Source organism: Mobilisporobacter senegalensis (assembly GCF_003752155.1).
Classification (GTDB): domain Bacteria; phylum Bacillota; class Clostridia; order Lachnospirales; family Lachnospiraceae; genus Mobilisporobacter; species Mobilisporobacter senegalensis.
On the sequence record NZ_RJVG01000004.1, the window covers coordinates 172,606 to 191,273 of the forward strand.

The 18,668-nt window shown below is 33.3% G+C and carries 21 protein-coding genes; 6 read left to right on the plus strand and 15 right to left on the minus strand.

Going from position 1 to position 18,668, the window contains the following annotated elements:
* Window positions 1–2: 2 nt before the first annotated feature.
* The 6 genes from EDD66_RS08150 to EDD66_RS08175 all read right to left on the minus strand — a co-directional run bounded on the left by EDD66_RS08150 (window position 3) and on the right by EDD66_RS08175 (window position 5,008).
* Window positions 3–443, minus strand: a complete 441-nt coding sequence (locus EDD66_RS08150) for an NfeD family protein (protein WP_123609084.1) — start codon at window positions 441–443, stop codon at window positions 3–5.
* A gap of 72 nt (window positions 444–515) precedes the next feature.
* Window positions 516–1,643 carry a sporulation integral membrane protein YtvI gene (gene ytvI, locus EDD66_RS08155; protein WP_170164295.1) on the minus strand — a complete coding sequence of 376 codons (1,128 nt, stop codon included), beginning with the start codon at window positions 1,641–1,643 and terminating at the stop codon, window positions 516–518.
* 102 nt (window positions 1,644–1,745) lie between these two features.
* On the minus strand, window positions 1,746–2,585 hold the full coding sequence (locus tag EDD66_RS08160; RefSeq protein ID WP_123609086.1) for a metal ABC transporter permease: 840 nt from the start codon (window positions 2,583–2,585) through the stop codon (window positions 1,746–1,748).
* A gap of 18 nt (window positions 2,586–2,603) precedes the next feature.
* A complete protein-coding gene (locus EDD66_RS08165) occupies window positions 2,604–3,401 on the minus strand; it encodes a metal ABC transporter ATP-binding protein (protein WP_123609087.1) in 798 nt (265 codons plus the stop codon).
* A 32-nt stretch (window positions 3,402–3,433) separates the two neighbouring features.
* Window positions 3,434–4,381: a metal ABC transporter substrate-binding protein gene (locus EDD66_RS08170; RefSeq protein WP_123609088.1), complete on the minus strand. Its 948-nt coding sequence runs from the start codon at window positions 4,379–4,381 to the stop codon at window positions 3,434–3,436.
* A gap of 180 nt (window positions 4,382–4,561) precedes the next feature.
* On the minus strand, window positions 4,562–5,008 hold the full coding sequence (locus EDD66_RS08175) for an RrF2 family transcriptional regulator (protein WP_123609089.1): 447 nt from the start codon (window positions 5,006–5,008) through the stop codon (window positions 4,562–4,564).
* A 327-nt stretch (window positions 5,009–5,335) separates the two neighbouring features.
* Between EDD66_RS08175 and EDD66_RS08180 the strand changes: the two genes are divergently transcribed.
* Window positions 5,336–5,872, plus strand: coding sequence for an ECF transporter S component (locus EDD66_RS08180; protein ID WP_123609090.1), 537 nt, complete (start codon window positions 5,336–5,338; stop codon window positions 5,870–5,872).
* 144 nt (window positions 5,873–6,016) lie between these two features.
* Here EDD66_RS08180 and EDD66_RS08185 read toward each other — a convergent pair whose 3' ends face one another.
* The gene (locus EDD66_RS08185; RefSeq protein WP_123609091.1) at window positions 6,017–6,949 is read right to left on the minus strand and encodes a helix-turn-helix transcriptional regulator; all 933 of its coding nucleotides are present in this window, start codon (window positions 6,947–6,949) and stop codon (window positions 6,017–6,019) included.
* Between the two features lie 134 nt (window positions 6,950–7,083).
* On the opposite strand from EDD66_RS08185, the gene EDD66_RS08190 reads away from it, so the two are divergent.
* The 5 genes from EDD66_RS08190 to EDD66_RS08210 all read left to right on the plus strand — a co-directional run bounded on the left by EDD66_RS08190 (window position 7,084) and on the right by EDD66_RS08210 (window position 10,554).
* Window positions 7,084–7,506 (plus strand): pyridoxamine 5'-phosphate oxidase family protein, encoded by a 423-nt coding sequence (locus tag EDD66_RS08190; protein ID WP_123609092.1) that lies wholly within the window; start codon window positions 7,084–7,086, stop codon window positions 7,504–7,506.
* A 27-nt stretch (window positions 7,507–7,533) separates the two neighbouring features.
* Complete coding sequence (locus tag EDD66_RS08195) at window positions 7,534–8,388, plus strand: NmrA family NAD(P)-binding protein (RefSeq protein WP_123609093.1); 855 nt, start codon at window positions 7,534–7,536, stop codon at window positions 8,386–8,388.
* 160 nt (window positions 8,389–8,548) lie between these two features.
* A complete protein-coding gene (locus EDD66_RS08200) occupies window positions 8,549–9,226 on the plus strand; it encodes an HAD family hydrolase (protein WP_123609094.1) in 678 nt (225 codons plus the stop codon).
* 92 nt (window positions 9,227–9,318) lie between these two features.
* Window positions 9,319–10,086: a GNAT family N-acetyltransferase gene (locus tag EDD66_RS08205; RefSeq protein ID WP_123609095.1), complete on the plus strand. Its 768-nt coding sequence runs from the start codon at window positions 9,319–9,321 to the stop codon at window positions 10,084–10,086.
* Between the two features lie 21 nt (window positions 10,087–10,107).
* Window positions 10,108–10,554 carry a GNAT family N-acetyltransferase gene (locus EDD66_RS08210; protein WP_123609096.1) on the plus strand — a complete coding sequence of 149 codons (447 nt, stop codon included), beginning with the start codon at window positions 10,108–10,110 and terminating at the stop codon, window positions 10,552–10,554.
* 367 nt (window positions 10,555–10,921) lie between these two features.
* Here the strand turns inward: EDD66_RS08210 and hydE are convergent, their stop codons facing one another.
* The 8 genes from hydE to EDD66_RS08250 form a co-directional block, all read right to left on the minus strand.
* Entirely contained in the window at window positions 10,922–11,956 is a 1,035-nt protein-coding gene (hydE, locus tag EDD66_RS08215) for a [FeFe] hydrogenase H-cluster radical SAM maturase HydE (protein WP_207667764.1), read from the minus strand.
* Window positions 11,957–12,038: 82 nt separating this feature from the next.
* Entirely contained in the window at window positions 12,039–13,094 is a 1,056-nt protein-coding gene (hisC, locus tag EDD66_RS08220; RefSeq protein WP_123609097.1) for a histidinol-phosphate transaminase, read from the minus strand.
* 71 nt (window positions 13,095–13,165) lie between these two features.
* Window positions 13,166–14,347 (minus strand): pyridoxal phosphate-dependent aminotransferase, encoded by a 1,182-nt coding sequence (locus EDD66_RS08225; RefSeq protein ID WP_123609098.1) that lies wholly within the window; start codon window positions 14,345–14,347, stop codon window positions 13,166–13,168.
* A gap of 137 nt (window positions 14,348–14,484) precedes the next feature.
* Window positions 14,485–15,105 carry a cytidylate kinase-like family protein gene (locus EDD66_RS08230; RefSeq protein WP_123609099.1) on the minus strand — a complete coding sequence of 207 codons (621 nt, stop codon included), beginning with the start codon at window positions 15,103–15,105 and terminating at the stop codon, window positions 14,485–14,487.
* 11 nt (window positions 15,106–15,116) lie between these two features.
* Complete coding sequence (locus tag EDD66_RS08235; protein WP_123609100.1) at window positions 15,117–15,827, minus strand: ABC transporter ATP-binding protein; 711 nt, start codon at window positions 15,825–15,827, stop codon at window positions 15,117–15,119.
* 15 nt (window positions 15,828–15,842) lie between these two features.
* Entirely contained in the window at window positions 15,843–16,601 is a 759-nt protein-coding gene (locus tag EDD66_RS08240) for an ABC transporter ATP-binding protein (RefSeq protein ID WP_123609101.1), read from the minus strand.
* A gap of 3 nt (window positions 16,602–16,604) precedes the next feature.
* Window positions 16,605–17,624, minus strand: a complete 1,020-nt coding sequence (locus EDD66_RS08245) for a branched-chain amino acid ABC transporter permease (protein ID WP_243115329.1) — start codon at window positions 17,622–17,624, stop codon at window positions 16,605–16,607.
* Between the two features lie 8 nt (window positions 17,625–17,632).
* Window positions 17,633–18,508: a branched-chain amino acid ABC transporter permease gene (locus EDD66_RS08250; RefSeq protein WP_123609102.1), complete on the minus strand. Its 876-nt coding sequence runs from the start codon at window positions 18,506–18,508 to the stop codon at window positions 17,633–17,635.
* Window positions 18,509–18,668: the final 160 nt, after the last annotated feature.

The window sequence follows — 18,668 nt, forward strand, 5'->3', positions numbered from 1 at the left end:
TCTTATAAATCCTCCTTATTATCCGTAACGATCAATTTAACTCCGCTTACTTTAACTATTGTCACTTTTGTATCCGGTAAGATAATTTTTCCATCTTCTTTTGTTCTGGCTGTCCATTCCAGCCCATTTACCATTACTGAACCGCTTTGATTAAAGTTATCAATTTTAGTAATTACTTTTGCTTCTTTACCAATTAATTCTTCATAATTTGTCTTGGTACGATTGGCATTTAAATATTTTACTGCTATTGGCCTTGTAAAATATAATAATGCAAATGAAACTACAAAGAATAAAACGATCTGAATAAAATCATTGCCCCCCAGCATAGCTGCAACGAAAGCGACTAAAGCACCTCCTGCAAACCATATAGTTGTAAGTCCCAGGGTAGCAATCTCAATTACTATTAATATTGCTAAAAGTATTAACCAATATACTGCTTCCATATGCTCCCTTCCCTTCTCTTTACTCTTATTTTATCCTATTTACCAAATTATTGCAAACTGGCATTTCCCATCTTATTTATCCATCCTGCGAAAATTATTAATATCATCAATAATCATTTTTATTGTATTAATGATTCCATCAAAAGCTCCTGCATGATAGAAATTTACAATAATCATACCAATTGGTAATCCAAGGATCAAACCAAGGATGCCTTGAAATTTATAACCAATATACATAAATACTAAAGTCATGAATGGGCTGATTCCAATACTGTCTCCAACCATTTTAGGCTGCAGCACCTGTCTTATGACCTGACAGATTAAATAGATTACCATAATTCCGATTGCCCTGACATAGTTCCCTGATAACGCATCAAATAGTGCCCATGGCCAGAATACAGCTCCTGTACCAAAGATAGGAAGTAAGTCGATAAAAGCAACAATAAACGCAATGAAGAAAGAATAATCTACTCTCAGTATTTCCAATCCAATAAATACAATTACCATCATAATTAATGTTATCTTTAACTGTGCTTTTAAATAACCACCAACTGCTAATTTAAAATTATTCATCACAAATGTGTATTTTTCTTGAACTGATCTGGGTGTATGCTTTTTCATATATGCAGTCAGATTTTCTCTTTCTGCAATAAAGAAATATGCTGAAAGAATTGTAATAATGGTCATAAAGAAAATCTCAGCTACATTTCTTGCGATAGACCCTGCCGTACTGATGGAAGGGATTTTAATACTTTTAACAATATCGCTAATATACACTCCCAGATTTTGATTCCAGCTGTTAACTGTTCCTTGTAAACTTTCAGGCAACATTTTATATAGTCCATCCAGACTTTTAGCGGCGGATTGTAGCTGTCTGTCAAACTCTACATAAATAATTGGAAGGTCTTGGATTAAATTCACACACTCTCTGACCAGGATTGTTATAACATAATATAGAACAAGGATTATAATGACTATTGCTCCGATTACTATAATTGCTGAACTATGTTTCCGTACGATTCTTACGTTCTTCTCAAGCCACTTTACCATAGGATTGGCTATAATAGCGATTATCCACCCAATTGCAAATGGCATGAAAAACCCTAAAAGCTTTGGTACTGCATAGATAATAATTAGAAAAGTAATTAAAGCAATGAATAAATTCAGTATCGCCTTTATATATAATTTGCGTTCTCTCATCTTACTTTCCACCACCATTCTTCCTTTTTCTATTCTTAATACTATTATAATATAGTTTATCTTAAAGTAAATAAGATTCTGAATCTTTAATGATATTCTAATTTATTTCACTTTTCCACTTATCCCTAATGTAATGAAAAAGAAAATAGATGCGATAATAACTATAGTTGGACCTGTTGCTGTATTGTTGTAATAAGAGAGAATCAGTCCAAGGATTCCCGAAAACAAAGAAATTAATACAGAAAACAAATGATACTCCCTCATATTTGAAGCCAGATTACGGCTGCTTGCTGCTGGCAGAATTAATAATGCATTTATAATTAATATTCCAACCCATTTAATAGAAAACATAACAATAAATGCGATAAGTATTACAAATATGTTATCGATCAGATTTACATGTATGTTCTTACTTCTTGCCAAAGCTTCATTTACACTGATTGCATGAAGTTTATTAAAGCATAAGCACCAAAATGTCAGAGTAACGATAAATATAATGACCAGATATAAAATCTCAAGATTCGTTATACTTAAAATATCTCCCACCAAGAGACTTGAATATTTGGAAAAATTGCCTCCTCTTGATAGAATTACTAAGCCAATCGCGCTACTGAAACTGGAGAAAACTGAAATAATTGTATCTGTAGCAATTGCTTTCTTTCTTCTTATTTTGTTTAAAAATAAAGCAAATATTATTGCAAAAATGATCATAGACAGATTCGTATCAAAGATACCTAATATAACTCCAATGGCAATACCCGTTAACGCCGAGTGGCCAAGTGCCTCTGAGAAAAAAGCCAGCCTGTTATTCACTATCATTGTTCCAAGGATTCCAAATAGAGGAGTAATGATTAAAACAGCTATGAGAGCGTTTTTCATAAAATCGTACTCTATCCATGTATATGGAAATATATTCTCAAGTATTTCATATATTTCATTCATTTTATAAGCACGTCCTTTCTAGCTGTTCATTAGCAAAACATTTCCGAACACTTTCTTAAACTCTTCACTCTCATATACTTCTTTCTGGGTTCCTTCTTTTATTATAGTGCCGTCTAAGAGCACTACATGATCTGCATATTTTGCCACATAATCAAGGTCATGGGATACAAGTAGAACTGCTAAATCATAATTTTTTTTCAGATGATCAATTGTAGTATAAAATAATTCCATGCCATTGCGATCGACACCAGAAATAGGCTCGTCTAATAATAATAAATTGGGAATTGGCATGGCAGCAATGGATAGCAATACTCTTTGCAGCTCACCTCCGGATAGGTCACATACACTTTTATCAATCAAGTCACTTGCTTCAAACATTTTAAGCTGCTCTTTGACTATCCGGTATAATCTTTTCTTTTTAAATAAGAACACGGGTGAATTACTAATAAAGCTTGCAAACAGATCGTAAACACTTGTAGGCGTGTTTTTTGCAATATTAATATTCTGTGGAACATATCCAATTCTCAATTTTTCTGAGCGTTGGCTCTTCATATTTTTAAATTCAATTCTGCCCTCATGTGGAAGTTCCTCTAAGATAGCTTTCATTAATGTACTTTTTCCTGCACCGTTTCTGCCGATGATAGCAGTTAATTTTCCGCAATGAATATGCAGGTTTACATTATGAAGTATGGTGGTTGTACCTATTTTAACTCCATAATCTATGATCTTTATACAATGAAGGCCGCAAGCTAAGGCAGGGGTTATCTTTGCCTGTACTAATGTTTTCTGCCCTCTGCTAAATTTTGTTTTTTCCATAATTTATCCTCCAAACCAAATATTCCTGCCTGTCATTCATAGAGAGCTTTTTTTAAAGTCTTGATATTCTTTTTCATTCCTTCAATATAAGAATTTTCATCTCCATCATTAATCACAAGACTATCAATCACATACACATTAGAATTTGTTTCTTTGCCTATATTCAATGGGGTGTCATTACTGTATTGTTCTTCTGAAAACAGTACTTTAACCTTGTGCAAATTTATTTCTTCAATTACTTCCGCGATCTCTCCTGCACTTAAAGATGTATCCGATTCTATGTTTACAGTATGAATTACATTCAGTCCCAGTCTTTTCGCTAAATATGCAAATGAATCATGGAATATAACAATATCTTTATTCTTGGGAGCTTTTAATTCACCTTCCAATTCACTTTCAAGCTCTTTGATCTTTTCTCCATAATCATATGCATTTTCGCTGTATTTCTTCTCATTTTCCTTGTCGTATTTAATAAGTCCATTTTTAATATTCTCAATTTGCTTTCTATAATTACCGGGATCCAGCCAGATATGCGGATTCGATTCTTCATGTTCATGCTCTTCCTCATGCTCCTCTTCTTCATGACTATGCTCTTGTGTAGAAGAAAGAAATTCAACCCCTGTGCTGGAGTCAATTACTTTAATATTTGGATAACTTTTCAAAATATCTGTTGCAAACTCCTCTATTCCACCACCATTTATTACAAATATATCTGCATTCTCGAGTTTTCTCATATCTTGAGTTGTTAACTGGTAATCATGGAGGCAGCCTGTTTGATTCTCTGCCAAATTAATCAGTTCGATACTATCTATATCAGAAACAATGTTCTTAGTTACAACGTAGATTGGGTAAAAAGATGTTACAACTGTTATCTTATTTTTCTGAGTATTAAAAGTTGTGCGTGTTAATGATGTGAATGCAACACTAATGGCTGACATTGCAATCATAATACCAGCTAAAATTAATAATTTTCTCCTCATAAGCAGAATTCCTCGTATTTTCCATGCTTTCTTATGTTATATTCTTCCATATTACGGTATTTTTAATCATCGCTACTTGCAAATGGTTTTCATTTAAGTATATTGTAACTCAAAATTCTTGTCAACAAAAGAAAAAAACCAAGAATGACCCTTATCAGAATTCAATCTTAGTTTTTCTCTTCATATAAAATATTCTATTGATCCGTTTTTTATGTATTTCTCACTTTCATCCATCAAATCTTTTAGGGTGATTTTATCTGTTATTTGATGGATTTCATCCCAGATCCTTTTCCAAAATGATCTCATGGCACATTTATTAATATTATTCTCACATTCTGCCTCATCCACTAAACATTCCATAGGTAAAAGATTATTTTCTACAGATTGTAGAATTTCTAACACAGTAATCTCTTCCGGTGCTCTTGCCAATTGATATCCACCACCCGCTCCTCTTACACTGGATACCAGGTCAGATTTCCTAAGAGCCCCGATAATCTGTTCAAGATATTTATCCGACATCGCTCTGCGTTCTGCTATGTTTTTCAGGCTTTCTACTCCGTTCTTACTATACATAGCTAAATCCAGCATAGCTTCTATCGCATAAATTCCTTTCGTTGATATTTTCATATTTCTCCCTCCAAGCCAAGTCAGATCAAATTCCCTTGATTTTATTTAACAAATTCTTTAAATGTGAAAACGTTTCCAGTTTACACTTTTCTCCATCTAAAGTTCGTTATTTTTTTATCTATCTTATCACTATTATACCAATTTATTAATCTTTTTCAAGTTATCATTTTTTATTTGATTCTGGCACTGTTATATTTGTAATAACTGGCACTTTTAAAAGTACCAATGTTGTTATATATTTATCAACAAGAATAAACAGATTAAAATAATTCTAAAAATTATATATAAATCAAGAAAATAAATAAAATTTATCAGGGAGGTTTCAAAATGATAACAAATAATAAAACAAGAAAAATCGTAATGGCTGCTTTAATGGCCGCAATGTGTTGTATCGCAACTATGATCATTCAGGTACCTTCTCCAACTGGTGGATACATTCACTTAGGGGATGGTTTAGTTCTTTTATCCGGAATAATTCTTGGACCTGTTTATGGCTTACTTGCAGCCGGAATTGGATCTATGCTGGCCGACTTGTTATCCGGATATCCCCAATATGCAATTGCAACATTGCTGATCAAAGGAATTGCTGCAATTGTTGGCGGTACCATTTATTCAATCCTTGCCTCTAAATTAACCAATAGAACATTGGCAGTTATGGCAGCTGGCGTTGGTGGCGGGATAGTCGTGACCTTGGGATATTTCTCATTTGATGCTCTCTTCATCAGTAATAATATTTTAGCTGCTGCTACTGGAATTCCAGCAAATATTGTACAAAATATTTTTGGGATCATCGTATCAAGCCTGTTAATGCCTTTCTTAGTAAAATCACCATATATTAAGTCTTTATTATCAAGTGAAGCTTAATTCAGATATGGATTGACCACAATACAAAGCCTTGTGAAATAATTTAGTGTGCTGCCTTTCCCAGCCATGAATTTATGATCAACAAGGCTTTTTACCTGCCAATCAATCTAATTTAAACCTGTCTTTAAGAATTACAATATTGTGTTATTGCTGATATATTAATGATAATTTATTAATTCTTCTTATGATTTCTTCTCTTATATTTTCAGGTTCTAAACATTCACATTTGTCTCCAAAGCTGAGTAAAAGATTATAACCATAATCATCTTCCATAAAAGGAAAATGGACAACCAATTTATTATCCTTATAAGTTTCTATATTCTCATCACCACAATATTCTACCACCCTGTCTCTAATGGACTCATCAATCAGCAGCTTTATAGTAACAATTCTTTTGCCTGATTCTTCCGATGGTCCTGATATCTGGGGATTATATTCTCTTGGTACGAAAGTATCTTCTAGTATTTTAAACCCGGTTATACGAGATAGCTTAAATATACGAAAGTTTTCTCTATATGTACAATAGCCAGATAAGTACCAGTTTGCCTCTTTTAATATTAATCGGTAAGGTTCGATTTTTCTATTGGTTTTATTGCCATCCCGGTCATAATACTGAAAGGATATCAATTGATTATGATCTAATGCATGTTTAATTTCTTCAAGTATTGGAGGCAAATTCTTATTCCCGGACCAGGATGTAAGGTCAATTGATATTTGGTTTGATTTTAATTCAATTTTTTGTTTTTGCCCATCTGGAATTAGTCCTTTTACTTTAGCCAGTGTATTAACAATTTTATCATCAAACAACGTTGAGGATATACTTCCAAGTCCAATTAAAAGTGTTGTGATATCAGAAGTAGTAAATAGCTTCTTATCTATTTTAAACTCTTCCAGGATACCGATGCCCCCATTGACTCCCGGATAAGTTACTATGGGGATGCCCGCCTGATTTATCGTATCTATATCTCTGTAAATAGTTCGCGGTGTAACTTCAAACATTGCTGCCAATTTTGTTGCACTGATCTTTTTACGCTCAAGCAATACCATAATTATGGATATTAATCTATCAATCTTCATTTCTATGCACCTTAACTAAATATTTTCATTTAATTATAAAACCATGACATACTGATGTCAAGGTTTCATGTTAGAATATATTAGTATATAGCTTTTAAGATATATAAATAACTTTTTATAAAAGGAGAAAACCAATGGATTTTTTAAAAGAATTTGATAGGATAATGGAAACTACCAATGAAATAGCTTTAGCAACATCAATAGATAATATGCCAAATGTAAGAATTGTAAACTTTTATTATGATACTTTAAAAAATGGGATTATATATTTTGCTACATTCAAAAATTGTACTAAAATACAGGAGTTTGATAAAAATAATAAAATTGCGTTAACTACTATTCCACATGGATCAAGTGAACAAATTCGCATAGGTAATGGTACCGTTCAAAAAAGTGAATTGACTATTTTTGATTTAAAAGACGTTTTTGTCAAAAAGCTTCCCAATTATGAAGCTATTATAGAGCAAGCCGGACGAGCATTAGAACTTTATGAGATACATTTTAATGAAGCTTCCGTGATTTTAGATATTGATAAAAGGGGTAAAATCAATTTCTAATAATCTTAAAGAAAGGAGAAAGCTAACATGAATATAGTATTAGGTGCAACCGGGCGGATAGGTTCAATGCTTGTTGACAATCTTTTAAAAAAAGGGCAACCGGTGAGAGTTATTGTTCGAAATAGTTTAAAAGCACAGCAATTAACGAGTAAGGGCGTTGAGGTCATTACTGCTGATTATTCAGATCCAGATTCTTTAAAGAAAGCCTTTTATGGCGGAAACTCAGTGTTTTTCTTAACACCTGAAAATCCTGAAAGTAAGAATTTATTAAAGGACATTCAAATACTTTTAAACAATTACAGAGAGGCTGTTTTATCCTCTGGTATTACTAAGATTGTTGGATTATCATCTATGGGAGCTCAGCACAAATCAGGAACCGGGAATCTAATGGCTTCATATATGTTAGAACATACATTTAATGATATTAAGATTGAACAGGTTTATATTCGACCAGCTTATTATTTCAGCAATTGGATTGGATATTTAGAGTTGGTTAAGGAATATGGAATACTGCCAACTTTTTTCCCACCGGACATGAAATTACCTATGATTGCGCCAACGGATGTTGCTGAATTTCTATCAGAGGTAATGATCTGTAGAGCCAAACAAGAAAGAATATATGAAATAACAGGACCACAGCTCTATAGTTCTTTAGATATAGCTGAAATATATAGAGATGTACTACGTCGGAATGTTGCATTACAGCAAGTGCTGCCCCAGGATTGGAAAACTACTTTGATGCAAGCCGGCTTTTCAGAAAATGGAGCTAAAAATCTTATACTTATGACACAGGCAGTTATTGATGGAAAAACAAAGAATGAAGCTGTCAATCCTATTTCGTTTTCTACAGATTTCAAAAAGTATTTAATAAATGCCATATGATCTTATAACTCCATTAAGTATACTTGTCTCAAACATTACCATAGCCCGTCATTCATATTGATTGAATAGACGGGCTATAAATTTATCTTGATACTTGGCAAATAATGTATTATTATGAATGAAATCGAATTTATACAGAGTAGCTTATGGAGAAACAATAATGGACAATAAAAAAGTAATATTTTTTGACTTATTTCATACATTAATTCATCCTGATTATTCAAGTGAAAAAAACGAAAACGATATACTTGAGATGACACCTGATGAATGGGAATCCTATGCAGAGTCCAAGGAGCTGTATTCCAAAAGAGCCACTTGTTATATGAGTCCTGAAGAAATTATTAATGATATAGTAAATATAATTCCTAAAGAAATTAATGAGTTCCAAAAGGAAGAGATACTTAAACTACGATTATCAAGAATGAAGAATGCATTAACTAACGTGGATCCAAAGATTTTAGAAACCTTAAAAGCATTAAAGCAAATGGGCATAAAATTATGTCTGATAAGCAATGCTGACACCATAGATGTTATGTATTGGAATGATTCAATACTAAGTACATATTTTGATAATGTAATTTTTTCTTATGAAATAGGTTATTTGAAACCTGAACCACAAATCTATAAAGTAGCATTAGATGTCATGTGTACCACTCCAAATCAAAGCTTTTTCATTGGAGATGGAGGTTCCGACGAACTAAAAGGTGCAAAAGGACTTGGAATAAGTACTATATTTACTGAATACTTACAAAAGAAAGATGATATTCATTACAGGAAAATCATTCTATATGCTGATTATCACATTTCTGATTTTACTGAGGTTCTTGAAATTATTTAAGCCTTATTGTATGACAAAATCATATGATTTTTGTAAACTGTAATAGTCGGTCTATGAACATAGGAACATCAATCAACAGGAGGATACAGAATATGAAAGAACAAATAATTCGAATGGAAGAGCTTGCAATCAATGCTTTCCCTGCAATACTGACAGAGCTATATGATGGCTGGATCCTGAGGTTTTCAAATGGTTATACATATCGAGCCAACTCCATCAATCCTCTATATACTTCAATGATAAATATTGAAGAAAAAATTAAATACTGTGAACAGAAGTATGTCCATCTTGGGCTGCCAGTAGTATATAAATTAGCAGAACCGATTCATGATGATCTGGATCAGATTCTCGATAAACATAATTATAAAATTTTAAAACAAGCCGATATTATGAGTTGTAGTATAAGCCAAGATAAATTCAGTAAAACAGATATGGTTGACATAAGTATCAAGATGACTGAGGATTGGCTTAATGGCTTTTTAAGCCTAAATGGTACAACAGATAGATTAAAACAGCAAACCGCTAAAACAATGTTATCAAATATTAAAAATCCAATAATATGTGCCAGTATAAACGAAGACAATAAAATGATAGGATGCGGCCTGGGAGTCCTTGAAGATAAAAAAATAGGGTTATTTGATATCTGTATTCACGAGAATTATAGACGCAAAGGATATGGTACTTTAATCTGTAAAGCTATAATGAACGAAAGTAAAAAATATCAGGCAAAAAGTGGGTATTTACAAGTAGCTTCTGAGAATGACGCGGCTAAAAATTTATATCAATCTATGGGCTTCACTAAAGATTATACTTATTGGTATAGAGTAAAAGAGATAAATTCTCATACTTACCTGAAGTAATTTAAAGGCAGAGGTTTAGCTATGAACATTAAAAAAATACAAAATAATAAAAAGAAATTTCTTGATTTACTGTTATTGGCAGATGAGCAAGAAAGTATGATAGATAAATACCTTGAAAGAGGTGATATGTTTGCTTTATATGATGATGATTTAAAAAGTATTTGCGTGGTGACAAAAGAAAACGATGACACATATGAAATAAAAAATATCGCTACCTATGAAATATATCAAGGGAAAGGATATGGAAAAGCACTAATAAATTATATTGAAAATTACTATAGGGGCAAATGTAAAACACTGATCGTTGGAACCGGGGACAGCCCTCTTACCATACCCTTCTATGAATCTTGTGGATTCATAAAATCCCACCGAATTAAAAACTTCTTTATTGACAATTATGACCATCCTATTTATGAGTGTGGGCTACAACTTGTAGATATGATATATCTGAAAAAAGAACTGAATTAATGATACAGAAAGCATCTTATTGATTCAGGCAATCACCCTGTTATCCCCAATCAGGAACTATATAGTTAGGATTTGGAATGAAAAAAGAATGAACCTTAAAAGAAATTAGACTAATATATCAAAAGAAAGAGAGAATTATGGATATTCTTGTTGCATTCACTACTACACTTCTAACTATAGCTATACTAAGTAATTTAAAGCTAGCTAAAACCTCAATCCAGTTAATGCTCGTGGGAATAGAAATGACTATTATAGGGGCTGTATATATATCTATATCAGCCTTGCCTCACAGACTAAATTAAATAGAAAAGCGCTATATAGCACTTTTCTATTTCTATAAAACTTCTATAGGCAAGGCGTATTATTATTAATCTCTATAAACATCCCCACGCTCTGATACAAGCTGAAATCCTACACTGGCAACACGTCTGGTTAAGCATCCCTGGCATTCTGCAGCTTCTTCTCCCGTACAAATTTTATCATCATATAAGGAATATTTTTTACGAACCGTTACTGGTGATAAATTGGGCATAACCACATTGGCACCAGCCAATAAACCTTTTTCTCTCCCTTTTGGATCTGCTGTCCCAAGAGCAGTAGTTGCTGGAATTAATGCTTTCGGTAAGATAATCCGGATGATAGATAATAAAAGTAAAGTCTTTTCTACACTGCCTTTCTCACAATCTGCAAAAATAGTATCATGACTTGGCAAAAAAGGTCCAATGCCTACCATATCCGGATCTAATTCTTTTAAAAATACTAAATCTTCTGCTAAAGTTTCGTTTGTCTGATATGGTGAACCTACCATGAATCCTGCACCAACCTGAAATCCCAGGCTCTTTAGATCATATAGACATTCCATCCTGGATTTTAAACTTAAGTTTTCCGGATGCAATTTATTATAATGTTCTTCATTTGCAGTTTCGTGGCGAAGAAGATATCTGTCCGCTCCGGCTTCTTTAAACCTCTTGTATGTATCATGACTTCTTTCTCCAATAGATAAAGTCAGGGCACAATCTGGGTATAATGATTTAATCTCTTTGATAATTTCTACCATTCTATCATCTGTGAAATAAGGATCTTCTCCACCTTGCAATACAAAGGTACGAAACCCTAAATCATATCCCGTTTTGCAGGATAGCAGTATCTCTTCCTCGGTCAGTCGATATCTGGAAGCATTCTTATTGTCTAAACGAATTCCACAATAATAGCAATTATTCTTACAATAATTTGTAAATTCAATCAACCCTCTGGTAAAGACCTTATCTCCATAATATTGTCTTTTCAGTCTATCCGCTTCCACGCGCAACTTTTCCATAGTATCAGCAGTATAATTATCTAAAAGTTCTATATATTCTTCTTTGGATAAACAATGTTCCTTTATTAGTTTTTCTACCAGCATATTCTCCTCCAGAGCAAATAAAATCATCATACTTTTATATGTGAAGTTTGATCACATCAATCACTTACGACTTGTTATTATTTTAACATAATATCTCTTTTAACGCACTAATAAATTTATCCATTTCTTCATCCGTACCAATGGAAATTCTAAGGTAATTATCAATTTTTGATAAATTAAAATGTCTTACAAAAATATTCTTTTCTCTTAAAGCCCTGAATATGTCAATTGCTTTTATTTGTGGATGGGTTGCAAAAATAAAATTAGTCATGGAATCTGGAAAGGAGAATCCTAAATTCTTTAATTCCACCTTTGTTCTTTCTCTTGTATCTATAATACGTTTTAGAGTCTCTTTAAAATAAATATCATCTTCAATTGCAGGAACACCAAAGCATAATGAGACTTGATTCATTGTATATGAATTATATGAATATTTCACATCATTCAAAGCTTTTATTAAATCTTTATGCCCAATTGCAAAACCTATTCTCATGCCAGCCATGGAACGGGATTTTGAAAATGTTTGAACCACAAGTAAATTTTCATATTTTTCTACGAAGCGAACAGCGGATTCTCCGCCAAAATCAATATAAGCTTCGTCCACAATAACTACAGAATTTTGATTATGTAATAAAATCTCTTCAATAAACTCTAAATTTTCATAAATTCCAGTAGGTGCATTGGGATTGGCAATGACTACTCCGCCATTTTTTTTATAATAATCTTCTTTATTGATCTTAAAATTATCATCTAACTGTGGCCTTTCATAAGGTATCTTATATAAATTGGCCCATACTTCATAAAAAGAATACGTAATGTCCGGGAATAAAATTGGTTTTTTTGAATTAAAAAATGTTAAGAAAGCCATTGCAAGAACGTCATCTGAACCAACACCTACAAATACCTGCTCTTTATCCACATGATAATATTTTGCAAGAGAATCTGTCAACATAGAAGCTGTTGGATCTGGATACAATCTTAGTTTATCAAAATCAAATTCCTTCATGGCTTTTATTATGCCAGGCGCTGGAGGATAAGGATTCTCATTGGTATTTAATTTAATCATATCCTCCAGATCGGGCTGTTCTCCAGGTACATATGGATCTATTCTTCGTATATTTTCTTTCCAAGACTTCATTCTATCCCTCCAATATTCACACAAAAATTTGTCAGTAAAAATTGAACTTAATATGATTTGAACTGTAACTATTAGTACAGTTCAGCCAATTTCTTAAATGCAGGCAATGAGCGTTCTATTGTTCCATGATCTACACAATATGCAATTCTACAATATCCTGGACATGCAAAGGATGATCCGGGCACAATTAATATATTGTGTCTTTTGGCTGCTGCTGCGAAAGCAACATCATTTTCTTCCAATGCTTTGATAAACAGATAAAAAGCCCCTTCTGGTTTTACACAGGTATAGCCGTACTCTGTTAAACTATCATATAATAATTCCCTATTTTTATTGTATATTGCTATATCCACCTCGGAATTAATACACTTAGCTACTACTCTTTGCATTAAAGATGGTGCATTTACAAACCCAAGAATACGAGTTGCTACATTAGCTGCTGCAATGATATCCTCTGAATCCACCGCTTCATCAGGAATCACAAGATATCCTATTCTCTCTCCTGGCAAAGACAGTGATTTACTAAAGGAATAACCGACAATTGTGTTTCTATAATATTTTGTAAGATAGGGTACATTTACCCCATCATATACCAGTTCCCTATATGGCTCATCCGAGATCATATAGATTGCAGTGCCATATTCTTTTTGTTTCTTATCTAATACGCTGGATAATTGAATTATGGTCTCTTCTGAATATACCACTCCTGTTGGATTATTCGGAGTGTTTACAATGACTGCTTTCGTCTTTGGAGATATCTTTGATTCAAATTCTGACAAATTGGGCTGAAAAGTCGCTGTATTTGGAGATACAACAACTAATTTCCCATCATAATTATCTACATAACTTTTATATTCTCCAAAATAAGGCGCAAAAGTTATTACTTCATCCCCTGGATTTAAAAGAGTTTTCAAAATAACATTTAATCCGCCTGCTGCACCAACTGTCATAATAATATTATTTATTCCAAATTTAGTGTCATACTTATTGTTTATAGATTCAGCAATTGTATTCCTTACATCTTCATATCCAGAATTATTCATGTAACCATGAACTAAAATATCGTTTTCAGTACCAACTATATCCCTGATTGCTTCTTTAATTTCTTCTGGGGCTGGAACGCTAGGATTTCCCAGACTAAAATCATATACATTCTCTGCACCATACTGGGCTGCTAACTTTTTACCTTCTTCAAACATGGCACGAATGACAGAACTGTTTTGTACTAAATGTTTCATTTTATCTGAAATCATCGAATTACCCCTTTCCCTTCCATTAAGTAAACCCTAATCCAGGCATGGTTTAAAGTATATCTGAATTAAGGTTGAATTTATCTAGGATATGGGACTGTTGCAAACTAGAAATGCAACAGCCCCAATTATTAAATAAATTATTTCATTCTTATATCAATATAAGCTTTCACAAGTTGAACACACTTATCAAAGCCTAATTCACTACTATTTAAGCAAAGGTCGTAATTCATGGCATTATCCCACTCTCTGCCCGTATAATGCTTATAATATTCTGCTCTGTTCTTATCTGTTGTTAAAATCAATTTCTCAGCATCTTTTCTTGAGAGACTATTCAACTCCATTACTTTTTCAATACAACTCTCAAGGGGTGCATGGACAAATATTTTTAATACATTCTTGTTGTCTTTTAGGACAAAATCAGCACATCTTCCAACAATAACACAGGTTTCTGTTTCTGCTAATTCTTTCATTACCTTTGCCTGATAATTAAATAAATTACGATTTGACACAAAATCATCGCTGTCTGGAGGAATTAGTTCTCCCTTATAGACTTTTCTCGCTGCCTTAAAAAGAATGCTGTTCTTGATTTTCTCATCTGCTTTACCAAATAATTCTTCATTAATTCCACTATCATCAGAAGCTAATCTTAATAATTCTCTATCATAGTACCCAATGTTTAATTCCTTTGCAAGCATCTTACCAATCGTTCTGCCGCCACTGCCATAACCTCTTGCAATTGTAATTACAAAATTATTCATACTAAAGCCTCCTACTCTCCTAAATAAGCCTTCTTAACGGAATCATCATCCATCAGAACTTTTGCATCTCCTGCGAGAACAATATTACCCGTCTCAAGAACATAAGCTCTATTTGCAATTGCCAATGCTTTTTTCGCATTTTGTTCCACTAATAATACTGTTGTTCCACTGGCACTGATTTCCTTAATAATATTAAATATTTCTGTTACAAAAAGAGGAGATAGACCCATAGATGGTTCATCCATCAATATAATTTTAGGATGAGACATTAAGGCTCTACCCATAGCCAGCATTTGCTGTTCACCACCACTTAATGTACCAGCAATTTGATTTCTTCTTTCTTTTAATCTGGGAAAACGTTCAAATACTTTCTCAAGTGTTTCTGCGATTTCTTTTTTATCCGACCTGGTGTATGCTCCTAATTTTAAATTATCATATACTGTTAAATCTGCAAATATTCTTCTACCCTCTGGAACATGAGCCATACCAAGGGCTACGATTGTATGAGCGGGTGTTTTGAGTAGATCTTTTCCTTCAAACATAATACTGCCCTCTTTAGCAGGTACCAGCCCAGTGATGGTATGAAGAATTGTTGTTTTACCGGCTCCATTCGCACCAATTAACGCAATTACTTCTCCCTGGTTAACTTCAAAGGAAATACCTTTAATCGCCTGGATCACTCCATAATATACCTGAAGATCTTTAATTTCTAACATAGCCATAGTGTGTATTCCCTCCTATTCTCCTAAGTATGCTGTAATAACTTTTGGATCATTTAAAACAACTTCTGGTGTACCACTCGCAAGTTCCGTACCAAAATTTAATACCGTAATTTGCTCACAGATACCTGCTACTAATTTCATATCGTGCTCTATAAGTAATATTGTAATATCAAATTTATCCCGTATTAATTTGATGGTATCCATTAATTCTGCCGTTTCATTAGGATTCATTCCTGCAGCTGGTTCATCTAATAATAATAGTTTGGGTTTTGTTGCCAGTGCTCTGGCAATCTCAAGTTTTCTCTGTTTTCCATATGGTAAATTGGAGGCAAGAAAATGTGCTTCTTTATCAAGATCAAAAACGGCCAGTAACTCCATTGCCTTTTCATCCATTTGTTTTTCTTCTCTAAAATAAGAAGGTGATCGTAAAATTCCTGCCAGTGTGGAATATTTTGAATGGTTATGAAGACCCACTTTAACATTATCAAGCACAGAAAGTTTCTTAAATAGACGGATATTCTGGAATGTTCTTCCGATTCCGGCCATATTAATCTGAGCAGGCTTCTTTCCTACTATATTCTCACCATCTAAGATAATAGAACCATCCGTTGGTTTATAAACACCTGTGAGAAGATTAAATATGGTAGTTTTACCAGCTCCATTTGGTCCAATTAAACCATATAACTGACCTTTATTGATATTCACATTAAAATCGTCAACTGCACGTAATCCCCCGAAAGAAATTCCTAAGTTTTTAACTTCTAATAAAGCCATATCTTATTCCCCTTTCTTTTGAAGATTTACTTTAGGCAATCTGTGAAGCATATTATTCTTTATCGCTGTAAATTTATCTGAAGAATTTACTATCATCATGACAATTAATACAATAGCATATAGTAATTGTCTATAATCTGCTGCATCACGAAGCAATTCCGGTAAGATTGTTAATATAATGGCAGCAATAATAGAACCTTTGATGTTACCCATGCCTCCAAGTACAACAATAACAAGAATATCAATGGATTTGTTATATCCTGCTTCATTAGGGAAGATACTTCCCTGATTATGTGCATGGATTACTCCTGCAATTCCTGCAAAAAAGGAACCTACAACAAAAGCCAATAATTTAAAACGGGATATATTAATACCCATAGATTCTGCTGCAATATGATTTTCTCTAACGGATAAAATGGCCCTGCCCTGTCTTGAACGAATCATATTAGATATTACAACTACAGCTATGACCATAATTACGAAAGCATACGTAAAATGTTTGTAATTTGTAAAAGTCTCGATTCCGCTAAGACCAGTTGCACCATTGGTTATTTTAAGATTTTCACTTAATGATCTTACAATTTCACCAAATGCTAAAGTTACAATTGCAAGATAATCTCCACGGAGCCTAAGAACTGGTATGCCAACAATTACACCAGCTAATGCAGCTGTAAGTCCACCAATGAGCAAAGCAAGTAATACGGCTATAAATGCCGACACATTCGGACTAACACCAAGCAAATATTTAGAGAAAATTGCACTGGCATAAGCACCAATCATCATGAATCCGGCATGTCCAAGTGATAATTCTCCTAAAAAACCAGTAATGAGATTCAGGGATACTGCTAATATAACATTAACTCCTATTAATACAAGTACACTTCTGTATTGGCGTAATAATAAGTTCTGGCTGACAATAACATATACTACTAAGTAAATGGCAAGAACAAGCAATATTTTTAAAAGATTACTTTTTGTAAATAAAGTATATTTATTTGATTTTTTCATTTTATGTTCACCCATTATTCCACCTACACTTTCTCAGTTCTACTCTTACCAAGTAATCCGGATGGTCGGACTAAAAGTACAAGAATAAGAATTCCAAATACAATTGCGTTGGAAAGCTGAGTCGAAAGATACGTTTTTGATAAACTCTCTATCAATCCTAATAAAATTCCACCAAGCATTGCACCTGGTACACTTCCAATTCCACCAAGTACAGCCGCAACAAAAGCTTTAATACCAATTAATGAACCCATAGTTGGATATACATATACATAAGAACTGGCAAATAAAACACCGGCAACAGCAGCCAGGGCTGAACCGATTGCAAATGTCATTGAGATTGTTTTATTAACATTAACACCCATTAACTGAGCTGCATCTTTATCTTCCGATACTGCCAGCATTGCACTGCCTGCCTTTGTTTTATTAATAAACAAATGCAATGCTATCATACAGATACTGGTAACCACTAAAATAAGTATAGTTTGTCCTGGAACTACCAATGAACCAATCGTAATCGCTGGAATATCAAAACTCACAGGAAATGTTCTTTTTGCAGATGAAAAGATTAATAAACTGGCACTTTGTAAGAAATAACTTACACCAATTGCAGTAATTAAGACCGCTAAAGGAGGTGCTTTACGCAGTGGCTTGTAGGCTACTTTCTCAATAAAAATACCCAAAACGGCACAGGCTGCCACTCCAATAATAAGTCCTACAGAAACAGGAAGCTTTAATACAGCTATTGCAACCCAAACAACATACGCTCCAACCATGATAATATCACCATGGGCAAAATTAATCATCTTTGCAATACCATAAACCATCGTATAACCAAGTGCAATTAATGCATAAATACTACCTGCATTTAACCCATTAATAAGTTGGGATAATAATTTCATTTGTCCACCTCTTTTGCTTTATTCTTCATTGTTAATATAATACACTGTGATACCTGTAAATGCAACGAATATCTCTTAAAATAGGTACAGTTGAAGCAATAAAATACTTCAACTGTACATTTTCATTATGAAACACAATTGTGTTTTTATGATTTTATTT